The organism is Paenibacillus sp. B01 (assembly GCF_009649995.1).
GTDB classification, from domain to species: Bacteria; Bacillota; Bacilli; order Paenibacillales; family Paenibacillaceae; genus Paenibacillus_O; species Paenibacillus_O pasadenensis.
Window position 1 is genome coordinate 4,060,431 of the sequence record NZ_CP045802.1, and the last position, 23,188, is coordinate 4,083,618.

A 23,188-nucleotide genomic window follows, 5' to 3' on the forward strand; every position below is an offset into this window, starting at 1 on the left:
GATAATCATTCTCATTAAATCCACAAAAAAAAGGAGCTTTCCATGCCCAGCGTCACGAAGCGCGCTTCTTCTTATACGTTCGTCTCCTTGAAACGCCATCGGCTCGAGGGCGGATCGCCGGTCCAGCCGTTCCGCCTGCTCCGCCATGCCCTCATCTTCCTCTTCGACGGCTCCGGCCGGCTCGAGCTCAACGGACAGCCTTGCCCGCTCGAGCCCGAAAGCTGCTGGGCGCTCGCTCCCGGCACCTGGATCAAGGCGGAGCTGCAGCCGGATCGGCCGCTCGACGCCTATGTGCTGGAGTACGACGGCAGCGGGCCGTCCGTGCTCCCTCTGTGCGCCGCGGCCAAGCCTCGGCCGGGCACTCCCGAGTTGCCGGGACGCAGCGTCCGCATCGCCGCCCCGAGCTCCGTGCTCACGCTGCTCGGCGGCATGCTCGAGCTTGGCCGCAGCCGGACGCCCTCGGCCTTTTTCCGGCGGCAGGCGCTGCTTTACGAGCTGCTGCACCGGGTCAGCCTCATGCCGGGCGAGGAGGAGAACGGCGCTCAGGAGGCGGTCCAGCGCACGATCCGTTATTTGGAGACGCACTATATGGAGCCGATCCAGGTCGGGGAGCTGCCGCGGATGGCCAGCCTGACGCCGAGCGCCTACTGCCGCTCGTTCAAAAAAGCGACGGGGCAGTCGCCGACCGCCTATTTGACGGAGCTGCGCATGCGCCAGGCTAAGGAGCTGCTGCGGCAGCCGGGACGGCCGACGCTGCGCGACATCGCCGCCAGCGTCGGCTACGCGGACGAGCTGTATTTCAGCCGGCTGTTCAAAAAGACGGCCGGCGTCTCGCCCAGCGCCTTCGCCGGACGCAGCGCGACGCGCGTCGCGATCGTCAGCCATCTGTTCCTGCAGGATCATCTGCTTGCGCTCGGCATCAAGCCGGTCGCCGCGCCCGCCTTTCCGAGCGTCTATCGCACGCCCTCGGGATTCCCGGACTATCTGCAGCCGCAGCTGGAGGGCACGAAGCCGCTCAACGCCGAGACCTCCATCCTCCCGCGCGACGTGCAGAGCCTGTCGCCCGACCTCATCATCAAGATGGATTTCGGCGGCAATCCGACCGACGGCCCGTGGCGCGGCATGCCGAACACCGTCTGCATGGACGGCTTCGGCGGCTGGCAGGCCTACCTCGAATCGCTCGGCTCCATGCTCGGCCGGGAAGCCGAGGCGGAAGCCGCCGTAAGCCGCGTGCAAGGCATCGAGCTCGCGTATCGCGGCCAGCTCGCCTCCGCCGCCGAAGCGGCCGGAGAGCTGGCGATCGTGCGCGTGCTGCCGGGCGACTTCCGCCTGTTCGGCGCCGACGGCCATGCCTTCAGCGATCTGTTCTATCGAGCGCTCGGCTTTTGCCCGCACAGCCGCATCCGCCACGGCTTCTACCGCAGCCATGCGTTCGAGGAGCTGCTGTCGATGGATCCGGACAGCATCCTCGTCGTATGGAGCGACGCGCGCGAGCTGGCCCGGCTGCGCGCCCACCCGGCCTGGAGGGAGCTGCGCGCCGTCCGCGAAGGCCGGCTGCATGTGCCTGACAGCCGCGAATGGGATCCATGGGGACCTTCGGGGCGGGAATTCGCCATCTACGACTGCGCCCGCTACTTCAGCGGCATGCCCCGCGGAGCCGCGCGCGTGCGCTGATCCGGCTCGAGCCTCGCGCCTGGCCGCCTCCGCCGGCTACAGCCAGGTGATGAGCTGCGCGGCCGGGATTCTCGGCTCGGCCTTCGGGATCGCTTTCGGATAGCCGACATGCAGGTTGCCGACGGCCCGCTCGCCGGGCCGGATGCCGACCGCCTCGCGGAAGACGTCTTCGTGCAGCCACTCGTACGTTTCCCATACCATGCCGATCCCCTGTTCCCAGGCGAGCAGGCTGAAGTTGTGGATGACCGTCGCCGTCGCGGCATAATCCTCCTCCCTCACCTGCAGGTAAGGATTTTCCTTCATGACGACCGTGACGATCAGCGGATTGCTCATGATCTTGCGGTAATATTTCTGGCCGGTCTCCTGCTTTTTGGCCGGATCCCGCTCCCAGCGCTCGTTCATCGCGCGGCAGGCGTCGGCGATCTTGCGGCGCCCTTCGCCTGCGGCGACGATGAACCGCCACGGCTGGGTCATGCGATGATTGGGCGCCCACACCGCCGTATCGAGCAGGTCGGAGACGAGCTGCGGATCGACCTCGCGATCCTCGAATACATGCACGCTGCGCCGTCCGCGAATCAATTCGTTCAGTTCCATGGCTACCTCCGTCTCGAGCTGCGGAGCGGCTTGCCGCCCGCATGTCCTAGCATAACCGTGCCTGCGCCGGCGAGGCTATGGAGAGCATTGCCCCTTTTGCATGGACAAAAAAACCGCCCGCTCGGCCGCGATCCTTCCTGCCAAGCGCGCAAAGCCGCCTCGCCAGTCGTTGGACTGGCGAGGCGGCTCGTTATGATCTGTTCCTGCGCCTGCATTTGGACGGACCCGAATCGGCCGGCCTTTTGTCGTGAAGCGCCTTCGTCCGTCCTCACGATCCAAGGGCGGCCCAGGTCGGCTACAGCGACCCGAGCGCCTCGCCGATGCTGCCGCGCACGAGATGCGTCGCCATCCGGTCCAGCGGCGTCGCCGTGCGGTTGATGATGACGAGGCTGTCGCCGCGGAACAGCGAGACGAGGCCCGCCGCCGGCTGCACGGTCAGCGAGGTGCCCGCCACGAGCAGCGTGTCCGCTTGCCGAATCTGCTCGGCGGCGCGCTCGAGCAGCTCGAAGTCAAGGTTTTCCTGATACAGTACGACATCCGGCTTGATGATGCCGCCGCATTCCGAGCAGAGCGGCACCGGCCGCGGATCTCCCGTCACCGCCGTCAGCGGATGGAACAGGCCGCAGTCGAGGCAGCGGTTGCGATGCACCGAGCCGTGCAGCTCCAGCACGTTGACGCTGCCCGCGCGCTGGTGCAGTCCGTCGATGTTCTGCGTGACGACCGCCTTCAGCCGGCCTTCCCGCTCCAGCTCGGCGAGCTTGAGATGCGCCGCGTTCGGCAGCGCCTGCGGATGCAGCATATGCTCCCGATAGAACGCATAGAAGTCGCCGGGATGGTCGAAAAAGAAGTCCCGGCTCAAAATCTCTTCCGGCGCGTACATCTTGCTCGTGCGCTGCTCGTACAGGCCGCCGGCCGAGCGGAAGTCGGGAATTCCGCTTTCGGTCGAGGTTCCGGCGCCGCCGAAAAAGACGATGCGCCGGCTGCGGCCGATCGCCTCGCGATAGTCTGGACCCGTCATGGCCGCCACTCTCCTCTAGTCAGGGTAGATGATGCCTCGGCTGGAACTGCTTGCTCCGGCAAGCCGGCGCGGCCGCGCCGCTCGTCGGAGGACGGCTCGTCCTTGTCCGCTCTAGAGCCTCGTCCGATAGACGGCCTTGTTTTCCAGGCCGCGGATCATCGGCGTCCAAGCCTCCTGCTCCGGGATGGAGCCGAGCGCGTCCTCGACCATCTGCAGCTTGGCGTCCAGCGAGTCGATATAATGAAGCGCCACCGCCTCCGCCATCTGCGGCTGCACGGGACTGCCCCACTCGCCGAGATTATGATGCGACAGCACGAGATGCTGCAGCACGGTCACCTTCGGCGAGTCGGCGGGCACGCCCAGCTTGAGCGCCGCCTCGACGATCCAGCCCGAGATGAGCGCCAGATGGCCGATCAGGCGGCCGCGGTCGCTGTATTCGGATACGATGCCGAGCTGCGCGTTCATCTCCTCGGGCTTGGCCAGGTCATGCAGGACGATGCCGGCGATGAGCGCGTCGCGGTTCAGGAACGGACGCTGCGCGCACAGGAACTCGCCGATCTCCAGCATGCGCACGGTGTGGTAGGCGAGACCGGCATAGTAGGCATGATGATGGCTCTTGGCGGCGGGGTAATGCTCCAGCCGGTCGCCGGCCTTGACGACGCAATAAGCGGCGATGTTGCGGATATCGGCGTCGCCGATGCTGTCGACCTTGGCGCGGATCTGCGCGACGAGCTCCTTGGCCTCGACCGGCGCGGCGCGGATGTAGTCGGTCAGCTGCACGCCGTCCTCCGGGCTCGTCGGGCGGATGCGGATGATCTTCAGCTGGAGCCGGTCGCGGTACAGCTGCACGATGCCGTGCACCTTGGCGACCTGCAGCGACTGCAGCGACTCCTTCTCGGCCGGCTTCAGATCCCAGTATTTGGCCGTAATCTGGCCGCTTGAATCGGCAAGCACGAGATCCCAGTAATCCTTCGGCGGAGTCGCGTTCGTCTGCTTGACATCCAGCTCCTTGACGAGAAAGAATCCGGTCACCTCTTGCTTGTCGGTCAGCGTGCTGATCAGGGTCATGCGTGAAAGCTCCTTCCGGTATAACCATAATGAACCTATTATACTCGATTTGGCTGCGCACGGATAATCGTCCTGCTCCCCTGCCGGCGTATGGACGCGCCGGCGATTGGAAACCCTTGCAGGAGGGTAAGATCAACGTATCCGAGTAGCCAAGCTCGATTCGACGGAGGAGGAATCTTCATGAAGCGCAACGACAACGATCACGGACTCTCGACGGAAAAGGACATCGATCCGCGGCACGGCCTGTTCGAGGATCAGGCGGAGGGCAGCCGCGTCCCCAGCGCCGAGGAGGAGCTTCTCCGCACGTATCCGTCCGGAGAAGGCACCTACGGCGGCGTGCAGGTCGACCGCTACACGATCGCTTCCGCCGAGGCGAACGAGCGCCTCGCGGACGATATCGCCTATGCGGAAGGCCCTGACCCGGGAGACTATGCCCGCCAGCGCGAAGGCGGCGACTATGCCGTCGAGACGCCGGTAGGAGATTCGCCGGCGCCCGCGCCGACAAGCGTCGAGGCGGACGCCGAGCCGGGCCGGGCGGCGGCCAGGCCGAGCTCCGACGCCGAGCTCGACCTGACGGAAGGCACGCCGGTCGATCCGGTCGCGCCGCCCGACGAATTCCATGGCACCGACCTGCTGAACGGCGTCGGCTCCGCTCCGCAGGAGGAAAGCCGCTAGCAAGCAAGCCGCAACGCCATGCGCGGCGCGGATTGATTTGTTGCAACGCGAAAAGGGACGAAGCTTCGGCTCCGTCCCTTTTTTGGTTCGCTGCGGAATGCTGCCGAGGGGACAAGGGAGCTTCTTCCCTTGTTCCACGGCTTCGCGTGCTGCGGCGCTCCAACAAGGGAGCTTCTTCCCTTGTTCCCTCGGTTCACTAGCTGCGGGGCTCCGATTCTTCTTCCACCGCCTCGCCCCGCCGCCCGCGGCAGCGTCAATCCTCCAGCCGGAACCCCTTCTCGCGCAGCAGCCCGGTGAACGTGCGCGGCGGATACGCCGTCCGCCCGCTCATCTCCTGCGTCCACGTCGTATCGCGGCCGCCGCCGGAGCGGCCGCGGATGTAGCCGCGGTATTCGTCGTCGTATGCCTCAAGCTGCTCGGCACGGCTGCCCGCCGGATAGCGGTTTTCCGCATAAACCGCCGAGAGCGGCAGCCGCGGCCGGAGGTCCGGCTCCTCGGCCGGCACGCCGATGCACATGCCGAACACCGGGTAGACGAGCGGCGGCAGCTCCAGCAGCTCCGAGACGGCGCGCATGTCGTTGCGGATGCCTCCGATATAGACGATGCCGAGGCCCTGCGCCTCGGCGGCGATCGCCGCATTTTGCGCCGCCAGCGCCGCATCCACGGTCGCGACGAGGAAATACTCCGTCGACGTCTGCAGCTGCGCGCCGTGCATGCCCGCCGCTTCCGCGAAGCGGCTCAAATCGGCGCACCAGACGAGGAAGGTCGGCGCCTCGCGCACATGGCGCTGGCCTCCGGCCAGCTCTGCGAGCCCTCCGCGCAGCTCCGGATCGGTAATGCCGATGACGCTGTAAGCCTGCATATGACTCGACGACGAGGCCATCTGCGCGCAGCCGAGAATCCGGTCCAGCTGCTCGGCCGTCACCGGCTCGTCCGCATAGCGGCGGATCGAGCGGTGGCGCTCCAGCAGCGACAGCGTCTCCTCCATGCGCAGCGCGTCCGGCCGCTCCTTCTTGCTTTCGTTCATCGCGAACCCTCCCGTTCCTCCTCGATTCCATTCGTGCCTAGAATAGGCAATCGGCCAGGGCTTGTCAACCGCAGGGCGGCTGCGGCTGCGGCTCGCCTAAACCTTGGCGCTGCGGACAAAAAAAGCGTCCAAGCCCGCCTGCGGGTCTGAACGCTTCCTCGGCTCCCATAGCTCCCGTCCGCTTCATGCCGCGCATCACGCCCGGCACTTCCCGCAGACCGCCCTTGCAGCTTCGGCCTACTCTTTCTGCAGATTGGCGATCATGCGGTCGAACAGCTTGAGCATCATATCCATCTCCTGCTTCTCCATGCCGCGATACAGCTTCAGCATGAGCGCATGCCGAGTCTCGTCGATCTGCTTGAGCAGCTTGAGGCCTTTCTTGTCGATGCTCAGCACCACGACGCGCCGATCCGACTCCCCGCGCTCGCGCGCGATATAGCCGAGCTCGACGAGCCGGTCCGCAAGACCGGTCACCGCTCCCGACGTGATGAGCAGCTTGTCCGCGAGTACCGACGCTTTTTGCGGCCCTTCCGTGGCCAGCAAGGTCAGTATGCGGGCATGCGTAAGGCCGAGCCCGTGCTCGTTGTCCCGGTTCCATTCCGATGTGATCAGCTTGCGCACCAGCCGGAACCGGTCATCCAGCTGCTTGGTCAGCTCTTCCAATGCCCCATCCTGTACCATGCTTTCGCCTCCTGCTTCTTCTCTCGCAATCTTGATGTAGGATAACCTTATAAGGTCAACTTCTTGTAGGTAAAGCAAAAAAAGACAAAAACCCGATCCTCGGGCAGCTCCGCGCATGACGGAAGCATCCTTAGAGGCTTCCTACGCCGAAGGCAGGGATCGGGTTTCATTTTTTATTCAGACAGACTTGACGAAAGGCGGCGGCGGCTCGCTCCAAAGCGCCTTGCGCGACTCGAGCCGGACTTCCTCCAGCACGCGCTGCACCGTCCATGCCGCATGGCCGGCCGCCTGCACGACGATGCCGCTCCGCCATGTGCGCGACACGCCCGTCCGCACCTTCCGGCCAGGCAGCTGCGGCAGCCGGTCCAGCAGCTGGCGCAGCCGCTGCTCCAGCTCCGCGTCCGCGCCGCGTCCGAACAGGCAGAACGTGCCCCAATGCGTGAACCGATGCCAGCTGCCGGGAGCCGCGAGCTGCTGCGCGCGCGGCTCGACCCGCTGGCGCTGGCGGAAGATCAGCTCGCCGTCGGCGTACACCGTCAGCCGGTTGTCGAGCCGACGATAGCGGAACACTTCTCCGCGCAGCGTGCGTCCCGGGCACAGCACCTCCGTCTGCATCCAGACGGCGCCCGGAGCGAGCCGCACCTCGGTGTCCGCCAGCAGCGAAGCGTCCTCGTACAGCATGACCGGCTCCGGCAGATGCTCGCATACGGCGCCGTTCTCCAGCGCGAAGCGCTGGCGCAGCGACGCGCCTCCCTCCTCTTCGCAAGGATGGACCTTGAGAAAGCTCTGGTTGGAGATCTGCACCGAAGCGCCGGCGCCGAGGCTCCAGTCGAGCTCGTAGCGGTCGCCGCTCAGCATGCCCGGAGAGACGTCCATGACGAGCACGCCGGCGCCGGAGCCGAGCGGGAACGCCTTGGCGATTTTGATCGGCGACGTGTGGTAGCGCGAGACGAGCCGGGTCAGGCCGCCGCGCTCCTCGAAGCGCGCCTGCAGGACGGAGGCTCCGCGCGCCGCCGTCTCGGCGCCGGTCAGCTCGCCGGCGGAGACGGCTCGCGCCTTCGCATGCTCCGCGCCCCCGTGGGAGAAGGCGCGCTCAGCGGACACGCCGCCGAGCGCGCTCCTCTCCGCTGCGTCCGCAGATGCGCCCGCAGACGCGCCCGCACCGCCGCCGGCCCGGGCGGTGCGGCTCAAGCGAGCGCGCCGCCCGAACCGGCCATTCGGAGCGGCGTCAAGGTCGGGCTCAGCGCGGCAGCATCCGCTCCGTGGCCATGCGAGATCCCTTTGGCATGGGCGAGCTCATGCTCGATCCAGTCGACCATCTCCGCCACCCCGTTCCCGCCGAACAGATTGGTGAAGACGAACGGCCGATCGCCGCGCATCCGGCGCGAGTCCTCCTCCATGACCGCAAGGCTGGCTCCGACATGCGGCGCGAGGTCGATCTTGTTGATGACGAGCAGGTCGGAGCGCATGATGCCCGGGCCGCCCTTGCGCGGAATCTTTTCCCCTTGGGCCACGTCGATGATATAGATGAAGCGGTCCACCAGCTCCGGGCTGAACGCCGCCGCCAGATTGTCTCCGCCGCTCTCGATGAAGATCAGGTCAAGCGGCGAGAAGCGCTCCTCCAGCTCCTCGATCGCCTCGAAGTTCATCGAGGCGTCCTCGCGGATCGCCGTATGCGGACAGCCGCCCGTCTCCACGCCGATGATGCGCTCCTCCGGCAGCACGCCGGTCGCCGCGAGGATGCGGGCATCCTCCTTCGTATAGATGTCGTTGGTGATGACGGCGAGGCTCCAGCGGTCCTTCAGCTCGCGGGACAGCGTCTCGACCAGCTTCGTCTTGCCGGAGCCGACCGGGCCGCCGATGCCGATGCGCACCGGACGTCCTTGCGGGATCGGATTCGTGTTCCACTCGATATGGGTATGTCCTTGGCCTTGGCACATGGGGAATTCCTCCTTGGAATAAATGAATTCGATCAGGACATGAACAGCCGGGAGTAAAGCGTCTCGTGGCGGATCATGCCGAGCTCCGAGCCCGGCATGTCGCTCCAGGCGTCCTCCGGCTCCATCGCCAGCGCCGCGCGCGCGGCCGGGACCGTCTCGCCCGACAGCAGCGCCAGCAGCCGCTGCGCCTCGGTCTGGCCGATCGCCATCAGGCGCAGCGCGCTGTTCACGGCATTGCTCAGGCAGCCGTACAGCCAGCCCTGAAGCGCCTGCTCCTCGCCGATGCCGGCTTGCCAGCAGATCCAGCCGAACACGAGCGGATGGGTCAGCAGGCAGTCGCCGCTCCGATAAGCCGCCTCGAGCCGGGCAAGGTCAAGCTCCGGATAGCTGCTGCCCGCGAGCTTGAGCAGGCGGCGGCCCATCTTTTCCATCCCGGAGCGGGTCTCGGCGCTCATGCGGCCGACATGCACGAGCCGCTCGGCCGCCCACAGCCGCTCCCACGCCTCTACGGGCGCGTCTCGGTAGACGGCGCGGACGACGAGCGCGTCGGTCGTCGTCCAGCTCTGCCGCAGCATCGCCCGCAAGTACGCCTCCAGCTCGTCGGGACGGGCGATGTCGCCTTCCTGGACGAGCGTCTCGAGGCCGAACGAATGCGAGAAGCCGCCGATCGGCAGCGCCGAGTCGAGCAGCTGCTGCAGCACGAGCCACGGCACGAGCGGCGCCCCGCCCCGCGGCGGCATCGCCCCCGTCAAAACAGGAAGTACCGCTGCGCCATCGGCACGACCTCGGCCGGCTCGCAGACGGCCGGCTCGCCGTCGACCGTCACCCGGTACGTCTCCGGATCGACGACGATTTCCGGCGTCGCGTCATTGAGAATCATGTCCTTTTTCGTGACGGAGCGGCAGCCCTTGACCGGCTCGACCCATTTTTGCAGCCCGAGCCGCTCGGCGATGCCGCCCTCGTACGCCGCCTGAGAGACGAAGGTGATGCTCGTGCGCTGCATCGCCTTGCCGAACGCGCCGAACATCGGACGGCCGAACACCGGCTGAGGCGTCGGAATCGAGGCGTTCGGATCGCCCATCTGGGCGTAGGCGATCATGCCGCCCTTGAGCACGAGCTCCGGCTTGACGCCGAAGAACATCGGGCTCCAGACGACGAGGTCGGCGAGCTTGCCCGGCTCGATCGAGCCGACGAGATGGGAGACGCCGTGCGTGATTGCCGGATTGATCGTGTACTTGGCGATGTAGCGCTTGATGCGGAAGTTGTCTCCGCCCTCCGTGTCCGGCGCGAGCGGGCCGCGCTGCCGCTTCATCTTGTCCGCGGTCTGCCATGTGCGCAGGATGACCTCGCCGACGCGTCCCATCGCCTGCGAGTCGGAGCTCAGCATGCTGAACACGCCCATGTCGTGCAGGATGTCCTCGGCGGCGATCGTCTCCGGCCGGATGCGCGAGTCGGCGAACGCGACGTCCTCCGGAATCCGCGAGTCCAGATGATGACAGACCATGAGCATGTCCAGATGCTCCTCGATCGTGTTCACCGTAAACGGACGCGTCGGATTCGTCGAGCTCGGCAGCACGTTCAGCTCGCCCGCCGCGCGGATGATGTCCGGCGCGTGGCCGCCGCCGGCGCCCTCGGTATGGTAGGTGTGGATCGTGCGGCCGCCGATCGCGGCCAGCGTATCCTCGAGAAAGCCCGATTCGTTGAGCGTGTCGGTATGGATGGCGACCTGCACGTCGTACCGGTCGGCCGCCTGCAGGCAGGCGTCGATCGCCGCCGGCGTCGTGCCCCAGTCCTCATGCAGCTTGAGGCCGATCGCCCCCGCCTCGATCTGCTCGATCAGCGGCTCCATGAAGCTGGCGTTGCCTTTGCCGGTGAAGCCGAGGTTCATCGGGAACGCCTCCGCCGCCTCCAGCATGCGCCGCATATGCCAGGCGCCCGGCGTGCAGGTCGTCGCGTTCGTTCCCGTAGCCGGGCCCGTGCCGCCGCCGATCATCGTCGTCACGCCCGACGAGAGCGCGGTCTCGATCTGCTGCGGGCAAATGTAGTGGATATGCGCGTCGATGCCGCCCGCCGTGACGATCTTGCCCTCGGCCGCGATCACCTCCGTGCTCGCGCCGACGACCATGCCCGGCGTCACGCCGTCCATGATGTCGGGATTGCCCGCCTTGCCGATGGCGACGATGCGCCCGTCGCGGATGCCGATGTCGCCTTTGACGATGCCCCAGTGGTCGATGACGACGGCATTGGTGATGAGCGTGTCGAGCACGCCGTCGCTGCGCAGCGCCGAGCTCGACTGGCCCATGCCGTCGCGGATGACCTTGCCTCCGCCGAACTTGCACTCGTCGCCGTACACCGTGTGGTCGCGCTCGATGACGGCCCACAGCTCGGTATCCGCCAGCCGCACCGCGTCGCCCGTCGTCGGGCCGAACATGCCGGCGTAGCTGCTCCGATCCATCTCTCTCATGATCGGCCGCCCTCCCACTGCTCCAGCCTGCGCCGCACGTCGTCCGGCATCGCGCCGGCCGGAGCCGGGCCGCTCGTCAGCCCGCTGAGGCCGTAGCCGAGCCGGCTGCCGCCGAGCTCGACGAGCTGGACCGGCTTCTCCTCGCCGGGCTCGAAGCGGACCGCCGTGCCGGCCGGGATGTCCAGCCGCATGCCGAAGGCCGATTCCCGATCGAACCTGAGGCCGCGGTTCACCTCGAAGAAATGGTAATGCGAGCCGACCTGCACCGGCCGGTCTCCTCCGTTGACGACGATCAGCTCCGCCGTGCGGCGTCCTTCATTGAGCACGATGCTCCCCTGTGCCGTGCGGTATTCCCCCGGTATCATGACTGTTCCTCCCTCATGGCCGCCGAACGGCCTGTTCTCTCTAGCCGCCGATCGGATGATGCACCGTCACGAGCTTCGTGCCGTCGGGGAAGGTCGCTTCCACCTGCACCTCGTGGATCATCTCCGGCACGCCCTCCATCACCTGGTCGCGGGTCAGGATGCGCGTGCCGTATTCCATCAGGCGGGCGACGGTCTGTCCGTCGCGCGCGCCCTCCATGATTTCGGACGTGATCAGCGCGATGCTCTCGGGATAATTGAGCTTCACGCCTCGGTTCAGCCTGCGGCGGGCGACGTCGGCCGCCACCGTGATGAGCAGCTTTTCTTTCTCGCGTTCGGTCAACTGCATGCCCTTCACCTCTTCTCCGGAATAGCTCCATTATAGGCGCGCTGCCGCAGGAAAGTAAATGAGTTATGTGAGATTATCTGACATAAAGCAACCGGGAAGCGCGAAAAAAGCCCCGCCGTCCAGAAGGACGACGGGGCAGGCGAGTCGGAACAGGGTCCGGGAAAAAGGGCGCCGGCAGCCGGCGCTACCAGATGCGCAGCAGCAGGTCGACGAGTCCGGCGGACTCCCCTTCCTGGCTGCCGATCAGCAAGACGGCCATCAGCATCACTGCGCATGCCATGACCATCATCCACAGGTATCTCATGGACGTCCCTCCGCTTCCGCTTGGTTTCGATAGGATCATTGTACCGCAGGACGGATCGTTCATGCCGTAAAGCAATCCTAAAAAAACCTTAAGAAAGTCTAAAGATCGTGATCCTGCGCCAGCGGCAGCCTCACCTGGAACGAAGTCAGATACGGATCGCTCGCGGCCGAGATGCCGCCCCCGTGCTGCTCGACGATGCTCTTGGCGATCGCCAGGCCGAGGCCGGAGCCGCCGCTGTCGAGGCCGCGCGCCTTGTCGACGCGGTAGAACCGGTCGAACAGATGCGGCAGGTCGACCGACGGAATCATCTCGCCGTAATTGACGACCTCCACGACCGCCTCCTCGCCTTCCGCCGAGGCATGGAGATCGACCTTGCCGCCGTCCTTGCCGTAATGGATCGCATTGGCGAGCAGGTTCTCGAACACGCGCACGAGCTTGTCCGGATCGCCGGTGACGGCGAGCTTGCCGGACGGGGCATGGAGCGCGCCGACGAGTCCCGCCTCCTCGAGCGGCACCCGGTATTGAATGAGCAGCTGGCGCAGCAGCTCGGTCAGATTGAACGTATGGATGCGCTGCGGAGACGTCTCGTACCGCATTTTCGTATAGTCGAACAGGTCGTTGATCAGCACGTTGAGCCGCTTCGACTTCTCATAAGCGATATGCACGTACTGGCGCACCTCCACCTCGTCGCGGCAGCGGTCCTGCTCGATCAGGCCGAGATAGCCGATGATCGAGGTGAGCGGCGTCCTCAGGTCATGCGAGACGTTCGTGATGAGCTCGCTCTTGGTCTGCTCGGCCCGCCGCTCGTCGTCGAGCGACAGCTGCAGCTTGTGCACGAGATAATTGATGTAGGCGGCGAGATCGCCGAGCTCGTTTTTTTGCCGCACCGGCACCTGGTAGTCGAAGTTGCCGTCGGCGATGTACCGCACGCTGCGGCTGACGTCGCGGAAATAGCGAAACTGGCGCTGCTGGAGCAGCAGCAGGAAGACGAGGAACAGCCCGATCGCGAGAATGACGAGCGTGAAGTCGCCGAACTGGTCGATCAGCAGATGCGCGATCCAGCGCAGCGCGGGCAGCTCGCTCGCCAGCCGCTCCGCGACGACGACGAGCAGCACCGACGAGATGACCGAGAGCGCGGCGCTCAGCGCGAGATGGAGCAGCAGGCGGAACGTCATGTCCTTGACGACGTTGTCATCCTTCAATTTTGTAGCCGACCCCCCACACCGTCACGATGAACTTGTCTCCCGTCTCCTGCTCCAGCTTGTCCCGCAGCTTGCTGATATGCACCATGACGGTATTGTTCGATTCGTAAAATTTTTCTTTCCACACTTGCTGGAAAATGTCCTCCGCGCTGAACACCTTGCCCGGATGCGAGGCGAGCAGATGGAGGATGCCGAACTCCGTGCTCGTCAGATGCAGCTGCCGCCCGTCCTGGCGGCAGGTGACCGTATGGGTCGACTTGTCGATGACGATCGGCCCGAGCTCCACCGCCCCGCCGGCGTCGGACCCGCCGCCCGCCTTGGGGAACTGGTAGGCCCGCCGCAGCAGCGACTTGACGCGGGCGACGAGCTCCAGCGGGTTGAACGGCTTGACCATATAGTCGTCCGCTCCGGTCATCAGCCCCATGATCTTGTCCATGTCCGCCGCCTTGGCGCTCAGCATGAGGATCGGCACCTGGGCGGAGCCCTCCCGGCGCAGCTGGCGGCATACTTCAAGCCCGTCCGCCTTGGGCATCATGATGTCGAGCACGATCAGATGGAACGGCTCCGCGGCGGCCATGGCGAGCGCCTCCTCCCCGTCATGGGCGAGCACGGTCGCATAGCCCTCGTTGGCCAGATAGATCTGGATCAGCTCCGCGATCTCGCGGTCGTCGTCTACGATCAGCAGCTTTTTCACCGATTACCACTCCTTACAGCCACTATACCGCACGGCCGCCGGCCTTGGAAGCGCGCGCGCCCGATCGAAAGGGCCGTTTAAGGAATCTTCAGGCTTTCTTCAGAAAAGCCGGCGCCGGACCGGCTTTTTCCGAAGCCGGAGGCGCGAAAAGCCCCCTTCCGGCCGGAAGGGGGCAGCGCCGCGTCTTGCGGGAAAGCTAGCTTTCCACGCGATCGGTGATCGTGATGAGGTTCTGGTCGGCATAGTAGACGCAGTACGTGCCCAGCGCCTCGGCGATGAAGCGCAGCGGCACCATCGTCGTGCCGCTCATGTTCTGCGCCGGCACCGACAGCTCGATCTCCATGTCGTTGACCTTGGCCTTGGTCTTGTTCACCTGCAGGAAGATCTCGTTCTTGCCGCGCGTCGCCGTGATCGTCTGCTCGTACTGGTTCCAGTCGACCGTCGCTCCGAGCGCCTCGAAGATGCCGCGCAGCGGCACGAGCGTGCGTCCGTCCTTGACCAGCGGCTCCTTGTCGAGCGCGTAATTCACGCCGTTGACCAGCACCTTCGGCGCCTCCTTGGCGGCTTCTGCGGCCGGCGCGGCCGCGCCGGCGATCAGGATGCCGGCCAGCAGCAGGCCGGCCGCTTTCTTGCTTCGATATGTACTCATGAACATGCCTCCTCGGAGCGGATTTGATTCTCATTAAACCGCTTCCCGAACGACTTAAACGCTGACGATATCAAGAAGTTGCGATGCCGATAGGATTCATTCCACTTTAATGCAGGAATGCGGCAATCGGTAGTCAATCCAGGGCACATATGGTACACTAATTGGAATGATGTTAATCCTGGGAGGGACAAGCATGGCACCGAAGAAGATGCGTTCTGACATGATCAAAAAAGGCTTCGACCGAGCCCCGCACCGCAGCCTGCTGCGCGCTGCCGGCGTCAAGGAAGAAGACTTCGACAAGCCGTTCATTGCCGTCTGCAATTCCTATATCGATATCATCCCCGGCCACGTCCACCTGCAGGAATTCGGCAAGGTCGTCAAGGAAGCGATCCGCGAAGCGGGCGGCGTGCCGTTCGAGTTCAATACGATCGGCGTCGACGACGGCATCGCGATGGGCCACATCGGCATGCGCTACTCGCTGGCGAGCCGCGAGATCATCGCCGACTCCGTCGAGACGGTCGTCAACGCCCACTGGTTCGACGGCATGGTGTGCATCCCCAACTGCGACAAGATCACTCCCGGCATGATGATGGGCATGCTGCGCGTCAACATCCCGTCCATCATGGTGAGCGGCGGCCCGATGAAGGCCGGCCGCACGAGCGACGGACGCGCGATCTCGCTGACGAGCGTGTTCGAGGGCGTCGGCCAGTTCATGGCCGGCAAGATCGACGAGGTCGGCCTGACCGAGCTCGAGCAGTTCGGCTGTCCGACCTGCGGCTCCTGCTCCGGCATGTTCACCGCCAACTCGATGAACTGCCTCGCCGAGGCGCTCGGCATCGCCCTGCCGGGCAACGGCTCCATCCTCGCCGTAGCGGAGGAGCGCAAGGAATTCGTCAAGGAGTCCGCCCGCCAGCTCATGAAGCTGATCGAGATGGACCTGCGTCCGCGCGACATCGTCACGGCGGAGGCGATCGACAACGCGTTCGCGCTCGACATGGCGATGGGCGGATCGACCAATACCGTCCTCCATACGCTCGCGATCGCGCATGAAGCCGGCATCGAGTACCCGATCGCCCGCATCAACGAAGTCGCCAACCGCGTGCCGCATCTGTCCAAGCTGGCTCCGGCGTCCGACCTTCACATGGAGGACGTGCATGAGGCCGGCGGCGTCAGCGCCGTGCTGCGCGAGCTGCTCAACAAGCCGGGCGCCCTGCATACCGAATGCATGACCGTCACCGGCAAGACGATCCGCGAGAACGTTGAAAATACGGAAATCAAGCGGCGCGACGTCGTGCGCCCGATCGACGATCCGCACTCCGAGCGCGGCGGCCTCGCTGTCCTGTTCGGCAACCTGGCTCCGGACGGAGCGATCATCAAGGTCGGCGCCGTAGACAAGTCCGTGGGCGGCTACCACCGCGGCCCGGCGATCTGCTTCGACTCGCAGGACGCCGTGCTGGAAGGCTTGAGCAAAGGCCTCGTCAAGGAAGGCCATGTCGTCGTCATCCGCTACGAAGGGCCGAAGGGCGGCCCCGGCATGCCGGAGATGCTCGCTCCGACGTCGCAGATCGTCGGCATGGGCCTCGGCGCCAAGGTCGGCCTCATCACCGACGGCCGCTTCTCGGGCGCCTCGCGCGGCATCAGCATCGGCCATATCTCGCCGGAGGCGGCGGACGGCGGTCCGCTCGCGTTCGTCCACGACGGCGACATCATCGAGCTGGACATGAACAACCGCACGATCCAGCTCGAGATCAGCGACGAGGAGATGGCCAAGCGCCGCGCCGAATGGACCGGCTTCGAGCTCAAGATCAAGCGCGGCTACCTCGCCCGCTACGCTCATCTCGTCACCTCCGCCAGCACCGGCGGCGTCATGAAGATCTGATTCCTTACCCAAAAAGCTCCCCAGCGCTCGAAGCGCCGGGGAGCTTTTGGTTTACAGGTTGAATTGTCGCCGTGCTGTCCATCTATGTCTTGAGAGCTCCGGCGAGCACGATGCTGCCTCGCGGCTCCTGGCCGAAGGCGTCCGGCTCCAGCGTGATGGCGACCTGGTCGTACGAGCCGCCGGGGAACGTGAACGTGACCGCGCCGGCGTTGCCCGTCGGCATGAACGTGCCGGCATTGACCGGCTTGTCGCCCTTGATCAGCCACACCTGGAACGCCTGCTCGTCCTTCAGCTCCGGAAGCCGGCTCGCCTGCACGATCAGATGGGTGCCGCGATCGTCCACGACGAGATAGGCCTGCCCTCTGGCGACGAGATCTTTGACCGGCTTGAGCGAGACGATCTGGCTGACCATCGCGCCGGCAAAAGGCTGCTCCGTCTTGCGCAGCTGCTCGATCGTGCTGTCCAGCGTCTGCGTCGACGCATGCAGCTCGGCCGAGAGCCGCTTGTTCTCGCGCCCGAGACTGTCCATGCGCTGGGCCAGCACTCCGGTCACGAGCAGCATGACCGCTGCCGCACCGGCCAGCGCTCCGACCGCGAGCCGCCTTCTCCTCCCGGTCCCCTCCGCGGCTGGCGCTTCCTGCGCGCGCTCGGCCGGGCGCTCGGTCCGGTCCGCTCCGGAGAGCGGCGCGGCCGACGAACGCTCGTTGCGGTCCGCAAGCTGCTGCCTCGCGTCCGTTCCGTCCTCGTCTTGGCGAAGCGCAAAAACGTCCGGAGGCAGCGCCGGCTCGGAGCGCTCGGCCGCGTCCTCCTCCAAGCGGTCCGCCTGAGGACGGCCCAGCACCTGGCCCAGCACGCGCTCGCGCATTCCCTGCGGCGGCTCGGCCGGCTCGGCGGCTAGCGGCAGCAGGCCGAGCAGCTCCTCGATCCGGGCCAGCTCCTCACGGCAATCGCTACAGCCTGCGATATGCCGCTCCATGCGCTCTCGTTCTTCGCCTTCCAGCAAGCCCATCGCATACAGATCGATGTCCGAGCATGGCTTGCGATTTTCCTCCTCATGTCCTTCCCTCATGATCGAACCTCCCCCCTCCACGATTCGCCCAGCTGACTGCGCAGCTGGCGAAGACCGAGGCGGATCCGACTTTTGACCGTGCCTAGCGGGATGTCATGCCTGTCCGCGATTTCCTGCTGGGTATACCCGCCGAAATAAACCCACTCGATCACCTGCTGCTGTTCCTGGCTGAGTCCGGACAGAGCTTGCCTCATCTGCTCCGCCAGCATCCGGTTCTCGACGGTAAGCTCCGTCGTGACCGGGTCGCGCAGCTCATCCATGCCGTCCTGGCCGCCGGCGGCCGGCCGGCGGTCGCGCTTGCGCAGCCAGTCGATCGCGCCGTTGCGCGCCATCGTGAAGATCCAGGTGCTGACCTTCCCGGAGCGGCCGTTCGATACATACGCCTCGGCATGGTTCCAGAGCTTGAGGAACAGCTCCTGAACGATCTCTTCCGCCGCCATGCTGTCCTTCACGATTCGGTAGACGAACGAGTACAACGGCTTCTCGTAGCGATCGTATAGCTTCTCCAGCGCATCGCTGCTCCGGGAGGCGATCTGAAGCATCAGATGCTCCTCCCAGTCTGCCTCGGTCATGTGTTCCTCTCCCTTCCTATCTATCATATCCCCTAGGGGATAAAAGTCCAATCCGCCGCAAAAACAAAAGCCGGTCCTCCCGTAAGGGGACCGGCCGGCAAGGTCAGGACAGCATGCCCGGAGCAGCCGCAGGCTCGCTCGCCAGAGCGGCCAAAGCGGCTTCCGGCTTGGCCGCGACAGGCTGGCGCGGAGCCGGGGCGGAAGTGCTCGTATAGCTTTCCATGTCTCTGCGGGAGAGGAACAGCATGCGCGGATACATCGGCTTGGCCTCGCCGCGCGGTTGCGCTCCGCGAGGCTTGCGGGACTTGGCGCGCGGTTTGGCGGATAGAATTCGGAAAAGGATCTTCAAATAAATGCGGGATGCCTTGGCGAACAGGTTCTCCGGCAGGTCAAACACCTGGAAGCCGAGCTTGTCGGTTCCGTTGTGGATCATCGTCACTCCGTAGAGCGCCTTGACCTTGTCCATCGCAGGATCGTTCAGCACCGCGGCGGACAGGGCCGGGAGAGCCGACTCCATCTCGCGCAGGAGGCGGATGATGACCGCGAGCGGAGAGGAGGAGCGGACCGCCGCCTGGCGGAGCATCTCATTGTCGAGATGGATCTCGGCGAGCGGATCTCCCTTGACGATGCGCTCGCCTTCGCTCAGCTCGATCGGCGGACCGTTGTAGGCGACTTTGCGATAGTGAAAGACCGGCCTGCCGCCCTTCTCGCTGGCGACCGGCTTCAAGCGGAACACGAGATGGAACAGCTTCTCGTATTGCAGCCAGGCGCCCGCCAGCAGACGGTTGAACGCCGTCGGACGCTTCGCCTTGTTTTTCTCGGTCAGCTCCATGAGCGTCGGCACGCCGACGAAGCGGAAGCCCTTGCGGCCGCCCTCCTCCAAATACACCTCCAGCGCCTCCAGCATCTGGGCCGGCGCGTCCTCGTCCGCTCCGAGCGTGCGGCCGCAGTCATGCAGCAGCATCACCTCGCCGGGACGAAGCTTCTTGAGCAGGCGCCTTTTCAGCCTGTCGGACGTTTCATGAGCCTTCCAATCGCCGAAAATGCCCGACCAGAGCACGATCTTGTACTGGCCCTTCTTGGAGAAATCGAACAGGTTGACGATTCCCCAGGGCGGCCGGTAATAAACGGGCGTCTCCCCGATCGCCTGCTCGATGACCGCGCTCGTCAGGGCGATCTGCCGCTTGACGGTTTTCGGCCGCATGATCCAGTTGCTCTTGTGCACGTAATTGTGGATGCCGACCGTATGCCCCTCGTCCCTCATCCGCCGAAGCAGCTCCGGATGCTGCTCCGCATGGGACCCGACGACAAAAAAAGTCGCCTTGGCGCGATGCCTGGCGAGCAGATCGAGCAGCATGGGCGTGTAGACGGGATCCGGGCCGTCGTCGAAGGTAAGCGCGATCTCCTTGTCCGCGAGTCCGCGCTTGAACACGCGGAAGCCGAACAGGCGGCTGATCAGTCCCGGGATAAACGCATAGAGCGATAGGAAGTAGAATCCCCAGACGAGCAAATTCTCCATGTTTCTGTTCCCCACCATATTCTCTAGAAGTCTACCACCCATTGTAGCATAAACGAGTTTCAAAAAACCGCCTGCATCTTTAAAATCTATAGTACAATCAAAGCGGAAATATGAATCGATTTCCAATTGACGCTGCAAAGGAGCCGGATTTCCCTCATGCTGATGTTTTACCGCAAATATTGGCGCACCGCATTCGATATCGCTCTCATCGCTCTGACCGTGTACCTCATTATGCTCGCGTTCAGCTTCCTTTACTCCATCGCCGCTCCGATCTTCCTCTCCCTGCTCATCTTCGCCGTCATCGAGCCGCTCGCGAGGCTGCTCCACCGGCTCGGCCTCAAGAAGTCGATCGCCTCGGCGCTTTCGATCCTGCTCTTCTCCGCGATCGTGCTCGGCATCTTCTTCGGCGCAGGCTACATCATGGTGCGGGAAGCGAACTCGATCGCCCACAAGCTGCCTCAATACCAGGCGATCCTGCAGGAGCAGCTCGCCCAAGGGTCCACCTGGCTCAAGGACAAGACGAGCGCGCTGCCGCCCGATACGGTGGACAAGATCCAGGACTACATCGACGCCCTGACCCGCTGGGGGCAAAAGGTCGCGGAAGGCTTCCTGATGAAGGCCGCCGGCTACCTGAACTCGGTCTCCACGTTCATGTTCAACTTCGTGCTCGGCGTCATCCTGGCGTACTTCCTGAGCATCGAGATCGCCGACTGGAAGCGGATCGCCGCGAGCAAGACGCCCCGCACGTTCAAGAAAGCCTTCGTCTTCCTGCGCGAAAACGTCTTCTCGGGCATCGTCGGCTACCTGAAAGCCCAGATGAAGCTCATCTCGATCACCTTCGTCGTCATCTTCGTCTCGCTGCTGGCGCTCGGCGTCGACAACGCGCTGACGATCTCCGCCATCGCCGCCGTGTTCGACGTGCTGCCGCTGCTCGGCGTCGGCACCGTGTTCGTCCCGTGGATCGCCTACCTGCTCGTCGTCGGCGACTACAACCTGGCGATCTGGCTCGGCATCCTGTTCCTCGTCATCGTCGCCGCCCGGCAAATTCTCGAGCCGCTCATCACCGGCGACACGCTCGGCGTCTCCGCCTTCACGATGCTCGCATTCATGGTCATCTCGCTGTCCTTGTTCGGCGTCGCCGGCGTCATCCTCTCTCCGGTGCTCGTCATTCTCGTCAAGGCGCTGTACGACCAGGGCTATTTCCGCCGCTGGATCACTCCTCCCAAGGACGAGTACGACGTCGAGCTGGCGGAGAAGGGCTGACGCCGTTCCTGCCTCGCGCCAAGCCCAAAGGGCCGCATCCGCTGTCATGACGACAGCGGATGCGGCCCTTTGCCTGCTTTATCCCACCTATCCGGCGGCGGGTCCGTCCTTGCCGAAGGATGGGCTTGCTTCCTCCTCCAGCCGGAAATGCCCCAGCGAAGCGCGCAGCGACGAGGCGACTTCCTCCAGGCGGGCGGACAAGCCGACCAGGCTGTCGCTCACGCCGAGCTGCTCGCTGCTCAGCGAAGCGACCTGCTGGGAGGCGGCGGCCGACTGCTCCGAGACCGAGCTCACGCCGGACATCGCCTGGCCGATCTGCAGCTGCGTAGCACCGAGCTCGACGATTGCCTCGTCGACGCGCGCCAGGCTCTCCCCGAGCAGCGCCATCCGGGACTGCGCCTGGAGGAACAGGCTGCCCGCCTCCTGCACGGAATCGAGCTGCTGCCGGAATGCCGGGCGAGCCGTCGCCAGTGTCTCGACCGTTTCGCCCACCTCGCTCTGAAGCGCGGCGAGAATGGCTTCGACCTGCTGGATGGAAGCCTTGGACTGATCCGCCAGCTCCCGCACCTCGCCGGCGACGACGACAAAGCCCTTGCCGGCCTCGCCCGAGCGGGCCGCCTCGATCGAAGCGTTGAGCGACAGGATGTTCGTCTGCTTGGCAATGCCCGACAGCAGCGTCAGGATGCCGCGGATCGAGCGCGTATTGTCGGAGAGGCGGGCGATCTTGGCGGAGATGTCGCTTACGATCCGATCCGCTTCCTCCGTCTTGCCGAGCATCTTCTCCATATGGCCGGTCCCTTCCCGGCTCGCGGACTCCACTTGGCCGGCCGATGCGCGCATCTCGTCCGTGCTGAGCTTCATCCGCTCCATGCCTTCATCCATCTTTTCCGTCAGCTCGATTCCCTTCTCGGCCTCGACGGCGAGGCTGGAGGCTCCGGCCGCGATTTCGTCCGTGGCGGCTGCGATCTCCCGCGCGGACGTGGCGGTTCGGCGAGACTGATCGGCCATCTGGCCGGCGGTATCAAGCACTTGGGCGGCCATGCGGCTCGTCTGGCCGACAAGCTGGCCGAGCTGCTCCATCATGCCGTTGAAGCTCGCCGCAAGCTGGCCGATCTCGTCCTTGGAGCGGTGGCTCGACCGGACGCTCAGCTCCCCGTCCTTGCCCCGCCGCATGAGCGAGCGCAGGCTGCGCAGCGGCCTGCCGACGCTCCAGACGACGAACGCGCCGACGAGCACCGCCAGCAGGGCGGCTCCCGCCGCGACCCAGACCGTCATGACGAAAATGCTTTTGGCATCCTTGACGAGCTCTCCGCCCGGAATCGAGGCCGCCACGGTCCATGGACTGTTCTTGAGATGATCCTCGATCATGAGCAGCGAGCCGCTCCAATAATGGATGGGCGTTTCCGAGCCCTTGAGCTGCAGCGGACTCGCCTGGCCGGCCCGCTGGCCTCCGCTCGAATCCGAAAGCACGATTCCCCGCTCGTCGATCAGGCTGATCTCGCCGCCGGATCCGAGCCGGATGCCCTCCAGCTGGCTGCCGACGAAGTCAGCATCCAGCTCCAGCAGCATCAGAAAGGCCGGATCGCCCGAGATCGACTTGATGACTCTCGCCAGACCGATCGACGGCGGGCTTTTCGCATCGAAGCCTCCCGGCTGGTAAGGCGTCCAATACGGCTTGCCGTCCAGGCTGACCGCCTCCTTGTACCAGGCCTCCTCCTTCGCCAGCTTCACGTCGAGCGTCAACGTGCCGACCGCTTCAGTCTGCAGCCGGTCGTCGATCGGGATGAAGGCGATATGGCGGATCGTCTTGTTCGCCATCGCCATCGAGGAGATGCGGTCATACAGCGTCCGCTGCGCCTTGAAGCGCTCGAATACGTTGTCTTCCTTATTGGCGAATACCAGCTCGCTGACGGATTCCTGAACGATCTTGTCCGTCAGGAAGTGCATGGAGAAGCGCAGGTAGTCGTCCAGCACGATGTCCAGCCGATCCGCGACCTGATTGGCCGTCTCCACCGTCGATTCCGTCACCTTGCGCTCGATCACCGATTTGGCGATTCCGTACGAGATGAAGCCCATGGCGAGCACGCAAGCGACGATGCTGGCGAAAATGATCAGGAATAGCTTTACGCTGATGAGGCGAAAAGGGCGAAGGATCCACTTCGAAACAAATTGATTCAATTGAAAT

22 protein-coding genes are annotated in these 23,188 nt (G+C 64.9%); 4 read left to right on the top strand and 18 right to left on the bottom strand.

Annotated features, from left to right (window positions below):
* The first annotated feature begins 42 nt into the window (after positions 1-42).
* A complete protein-coding gene (locus GE073_RS17420; protein WP_153783968.1) occupies positions 43-1,674 on the top strand; it encodes an AraC family transcriptional regulator in 1,632 nt (543 codons plus the stop codon).
* Between the two features lie 36 nt (positions 1,675-1,710).
* Here the strand turns inward: GE073_RS17420 and GE073_RS17425 are convergent, their stop codons facing one another.
* The 3 genes from GE073_RS17425 to GE073_RS17435 all read right to left on the bottom strand — a co-directional run bounded on the left by GE073_RS17425 (position 1,711) and on the right by GE073_RS17435 (position 4,354).
* Positions 1,711-2,268 carry a nitroreductase family protein gene (locus tag GE073_RS17425; protein ID WP_153783969.1) on the bottom strand — a complete coding sequence of 186 codons (558 nt, stop codon included), beginning with the start codon at positions 2,266-2,268 and terminating at the stop codon, positions 1,711-1,713.
* Positions 2,269-2,563: 295 nt separating this feature from the next.
* On the bottom strand, positions 2,564-3,286 hold the full coding sequence (locus tag GE073_RS17430; protein WP_028597578.1) for an NAD-dependent protein deacylase: 723 nt from the start codon (positions 3,284-3,286) through the stop codon (positions 2,564-2,566).
* 111 nt (positions 3,287-3,397) lie between these two features.
* Positions 3,398-4,354, bottom strand: coding sequence for a 3'-5' exoribonuclease YhaM family protein (locus GE073_RS17435; RefSeq protein ID WP_028597577.1), 957 nt, complete (start codon positions 4,352-4,354; stop codon positions 3,398-3,400).
* A gap of 180 nt (positions 4,355-4,534) precedes the next feature.
* On the opposite strand from GE073_RS17435, the gene GE073_RS17440 reads away from it, so the two are divergent.
* Positions 4,535-5,029: a hypothetical protein gene (locus GE073_RS17440; RefSeq protein WP_153783970.1), complete on the top strand. Its 495-nt coding sequence runs from the start codon at positions 4,535-4,537 to the stop codon at positions 5,027-5,029.
* 253 nt (positions 5,030-5,282) lie between these two features.
* On the opposite strand, the gene nfsA is transcribed toward GE073_RS17440, so the two are convergent.
* From nfsA to GE073_RS17495, 11 genes are all read right to left on the bottom strand, one after another.
* Complete coding sequence (gene nfsA, locus GE073_RS17445) at positions 5,283-6,056, bottom strand: oxygen-insensitive NADPH nitroreductase (protein ID WP_228551609.1); 774 nt, start codon at positions 6,054-6,056, stop codon at positions 5,283-5,285.
* Positions 6,057-6,293: 237 nt separating this feature from the next.
* Positions 6,294-6,737, bottom strand: a complete 444-nt coding sequence (locus tag GE073_RS17450; RefSeq protein ID WP_164820097.1) for a MarR family winged helix-turn-helix transcriptional regulator — start codon at positions 6,735-6,737, stop codon at positions 6,294-6,296.
* Positions 6,738-6,914: 177 nt separating this feature from the next.
* Positions 6,915-7,928, bottom strand: coding sequence for an urease accessory protein UreD (locus tag GE073_RS17455; protein ID WP_153783971.1), 1,014 nt, complete (start codon positions 7,926-7,928; stop codon positions 6,915-6,917).
* Positions 7,925-8,677, bottom strand: a complete 753-nt coding sequence (gene ureG / locus GE073_RS17460; protein ID WP_052332955.1) for an urease accessory protein UreG — start codon at positions 8,675-8,677, stop codon at positions 7,925-7,927. Before ureG ends, GE073_RS17455 begins: the two co-directional genes overlap by 4 nt.
* 32 nt (positions 8,678-8,709) lie before the next feature.
* Positions 8,710-9,417, bottom strand: coding sequence for an urease accessory protein UreF (locus GE073_RS17465; protein ID WP_153783972.1), 708 nt, complete (start codon positions 9,415-9,417; stop codon positions 8,710-8,712).
* Between the two features lie 8 nt (positions 9,418-9,425).
* Positions 9,426-11,141: an urease subunit alpha gene (gene ureC / locus GE073_RS17470; protein WP_028597572.1), complete on the bottom strand. Its 1,716-nt coding sequence runs from the start codon at positions 11,139-11,141 to the stop codon at positions 9,426-9,428.
* Complete coding sequence (locus tag GE073_RS17475) at positions 11,138-11,506, bottom strand: urease subunit beta (RefSeq protein WP_028597571.1); 369 nt, start codon at positions 11,504-11,506, stop codon at positions 11,138-11,140. The genes ureC and GE073_RS17475 overlap by 4 nt, the downstream gene beginning before the upstream one ends.
* 40 nt (positions 11,507-11,546) lie before the next feature.
* Positions 11,547-11,852: an urease subunit gamma gene (locus GE073_RS17480; RefSeq protein WP_028597570.1), complete on the bottom strand. Its 306-nt coding sequence runs from the start codon at positions 11,850-11,852 to the stop codon at positions 11,547-11,549.
* A gap of 402 nt (positions 11,853-12,254) precedes the next feature.
* Positions 12,255-13,358 carry a sensor histidine kinase gene (locus GE073_RS17485; RefSeq protein WP_228551611.1) on the bottom strand — a complete coding sequence of 368 codons (1,104 nt, stop codon included), beginning with the start codon at positions 13,356-13,358 and terminating at the stop codon, positions 12,255-12,257.
* Positions 13,348-14,052: a response regulator transcription factor gene (locus GE073_RS17490; protein ID WP_028597568.1), complete on the bottom strand. Its 705-nt coding sequence runs from the start codon at positions 14,050-14,052 to the stop codon at positions 13,348-13,350. Before GE073_RS17490 ends, GE073_RS17485 begins: the two co-directional genes overlap by 11 nt.
* Before the next feature lie 196 nt (positions 14,053-14,248).
* Complete coding sequence (locus GE073_RS17495; RefSeq protein WP_052332954.1) at positions 14,249-14,701, bottom strand: copper amine oxidase N-terminal domain-containing protein; 453 nt, start codon at positions 14,699-14,701, stop codon at positions 14,249-14,251.
* 193 nt (positions 14,702-14,894) lie between these two features.
* Between GE073_RS17495 and ilvD the strand changes: the two genes are divergently transcribed.
* Complete coding sequence (gene ilvD / locus GE073_RS17500) at positions 14,895-16,580, top strand: dihydroxy-acid dehydratase (RefSeq protein ID WP_028597567.1); 1,686 nt, start codon at positions 14,895-14,897, stop codon at positions 16,578-16,580.
* 82 nt (positions 16,581-16,662) lie between these two features.
* On the opposite strand, the gene GE073_RS17505 is transcribed toward ilvD, so the two are convergent.
* From GE073_RS17505 to GE073_RS17515, 3 genes are all read right to left on the bottom strand, one after another.
* The gene (locus tag GE073_RS17505; protein ID WP_101807908.1) at positions 16,663-17,649 is read right to left on the bottom strand and encodes an anti-sigma factor; all 987 of its coding nucleotides are present in this window, start codon (positions 17,647-17,649) and stop codon (positions 16,663-16,665) included.
* Entirely contained in the window at positions 17,646-18,221 is a 576-nt protein-coding gene (locus GE073_RS17510; protein WP_028597565.1) for an RNA polymerase sigma factor, read from the bottom strand. The genes GE073_RS17505 and GE073_RS17510 overlap by 4 nt, the downstream gene beginning before the upstream one ends.
* Positions 18,222-18,324: 103 nt before the next feature.
* Positions 18,325-19,740, bottom strand: coding sequence for a polysaccharide deacetylase family protein (locus GE073_RS17515; RefSeq protein WP_028597564.1), 1,416 nt, complete (start codon positions 19,738-19,740; stop codon positions 18,325-18,327).
* 156 nt (positions 19,741-19,896) lie between these two features.
* Here GE073_RS17515 and GE073_RS17520 point away from each other — a divergent pair, with 156 nt between their 5' ends.
* Positions 19,897-21,003 (top strand): AI-2E family transporter, encoded by a 1,107-nt coding sequence (locus GE073_RS17520; protein WP_153783973.1) that lies wholly within the window; start codon positions 19,897-19,899, stop codon positions 21,001-21,003.
* An 87-nt stretch (positions 21,004-21,090) separates the two neighbouring features.
* Here the strand turns inward: GE073_RS17520 and GE073_RS17525 are convergent, their stop codons facing one another.
* On the bottom strand, positions 21,091-23,181 hold the full coding sequence (locus GE073_RS17525; protein ID WP_153783974.1) for a methyl-accepting chemotaxis protein: 2,091 nt from the start codon (positions 23,179-23,181) through the stop codon (positions 21,091-21,093).
* Between the last annotated feature and the right edge of the window lie 7 nt (positions 23,182-23,188).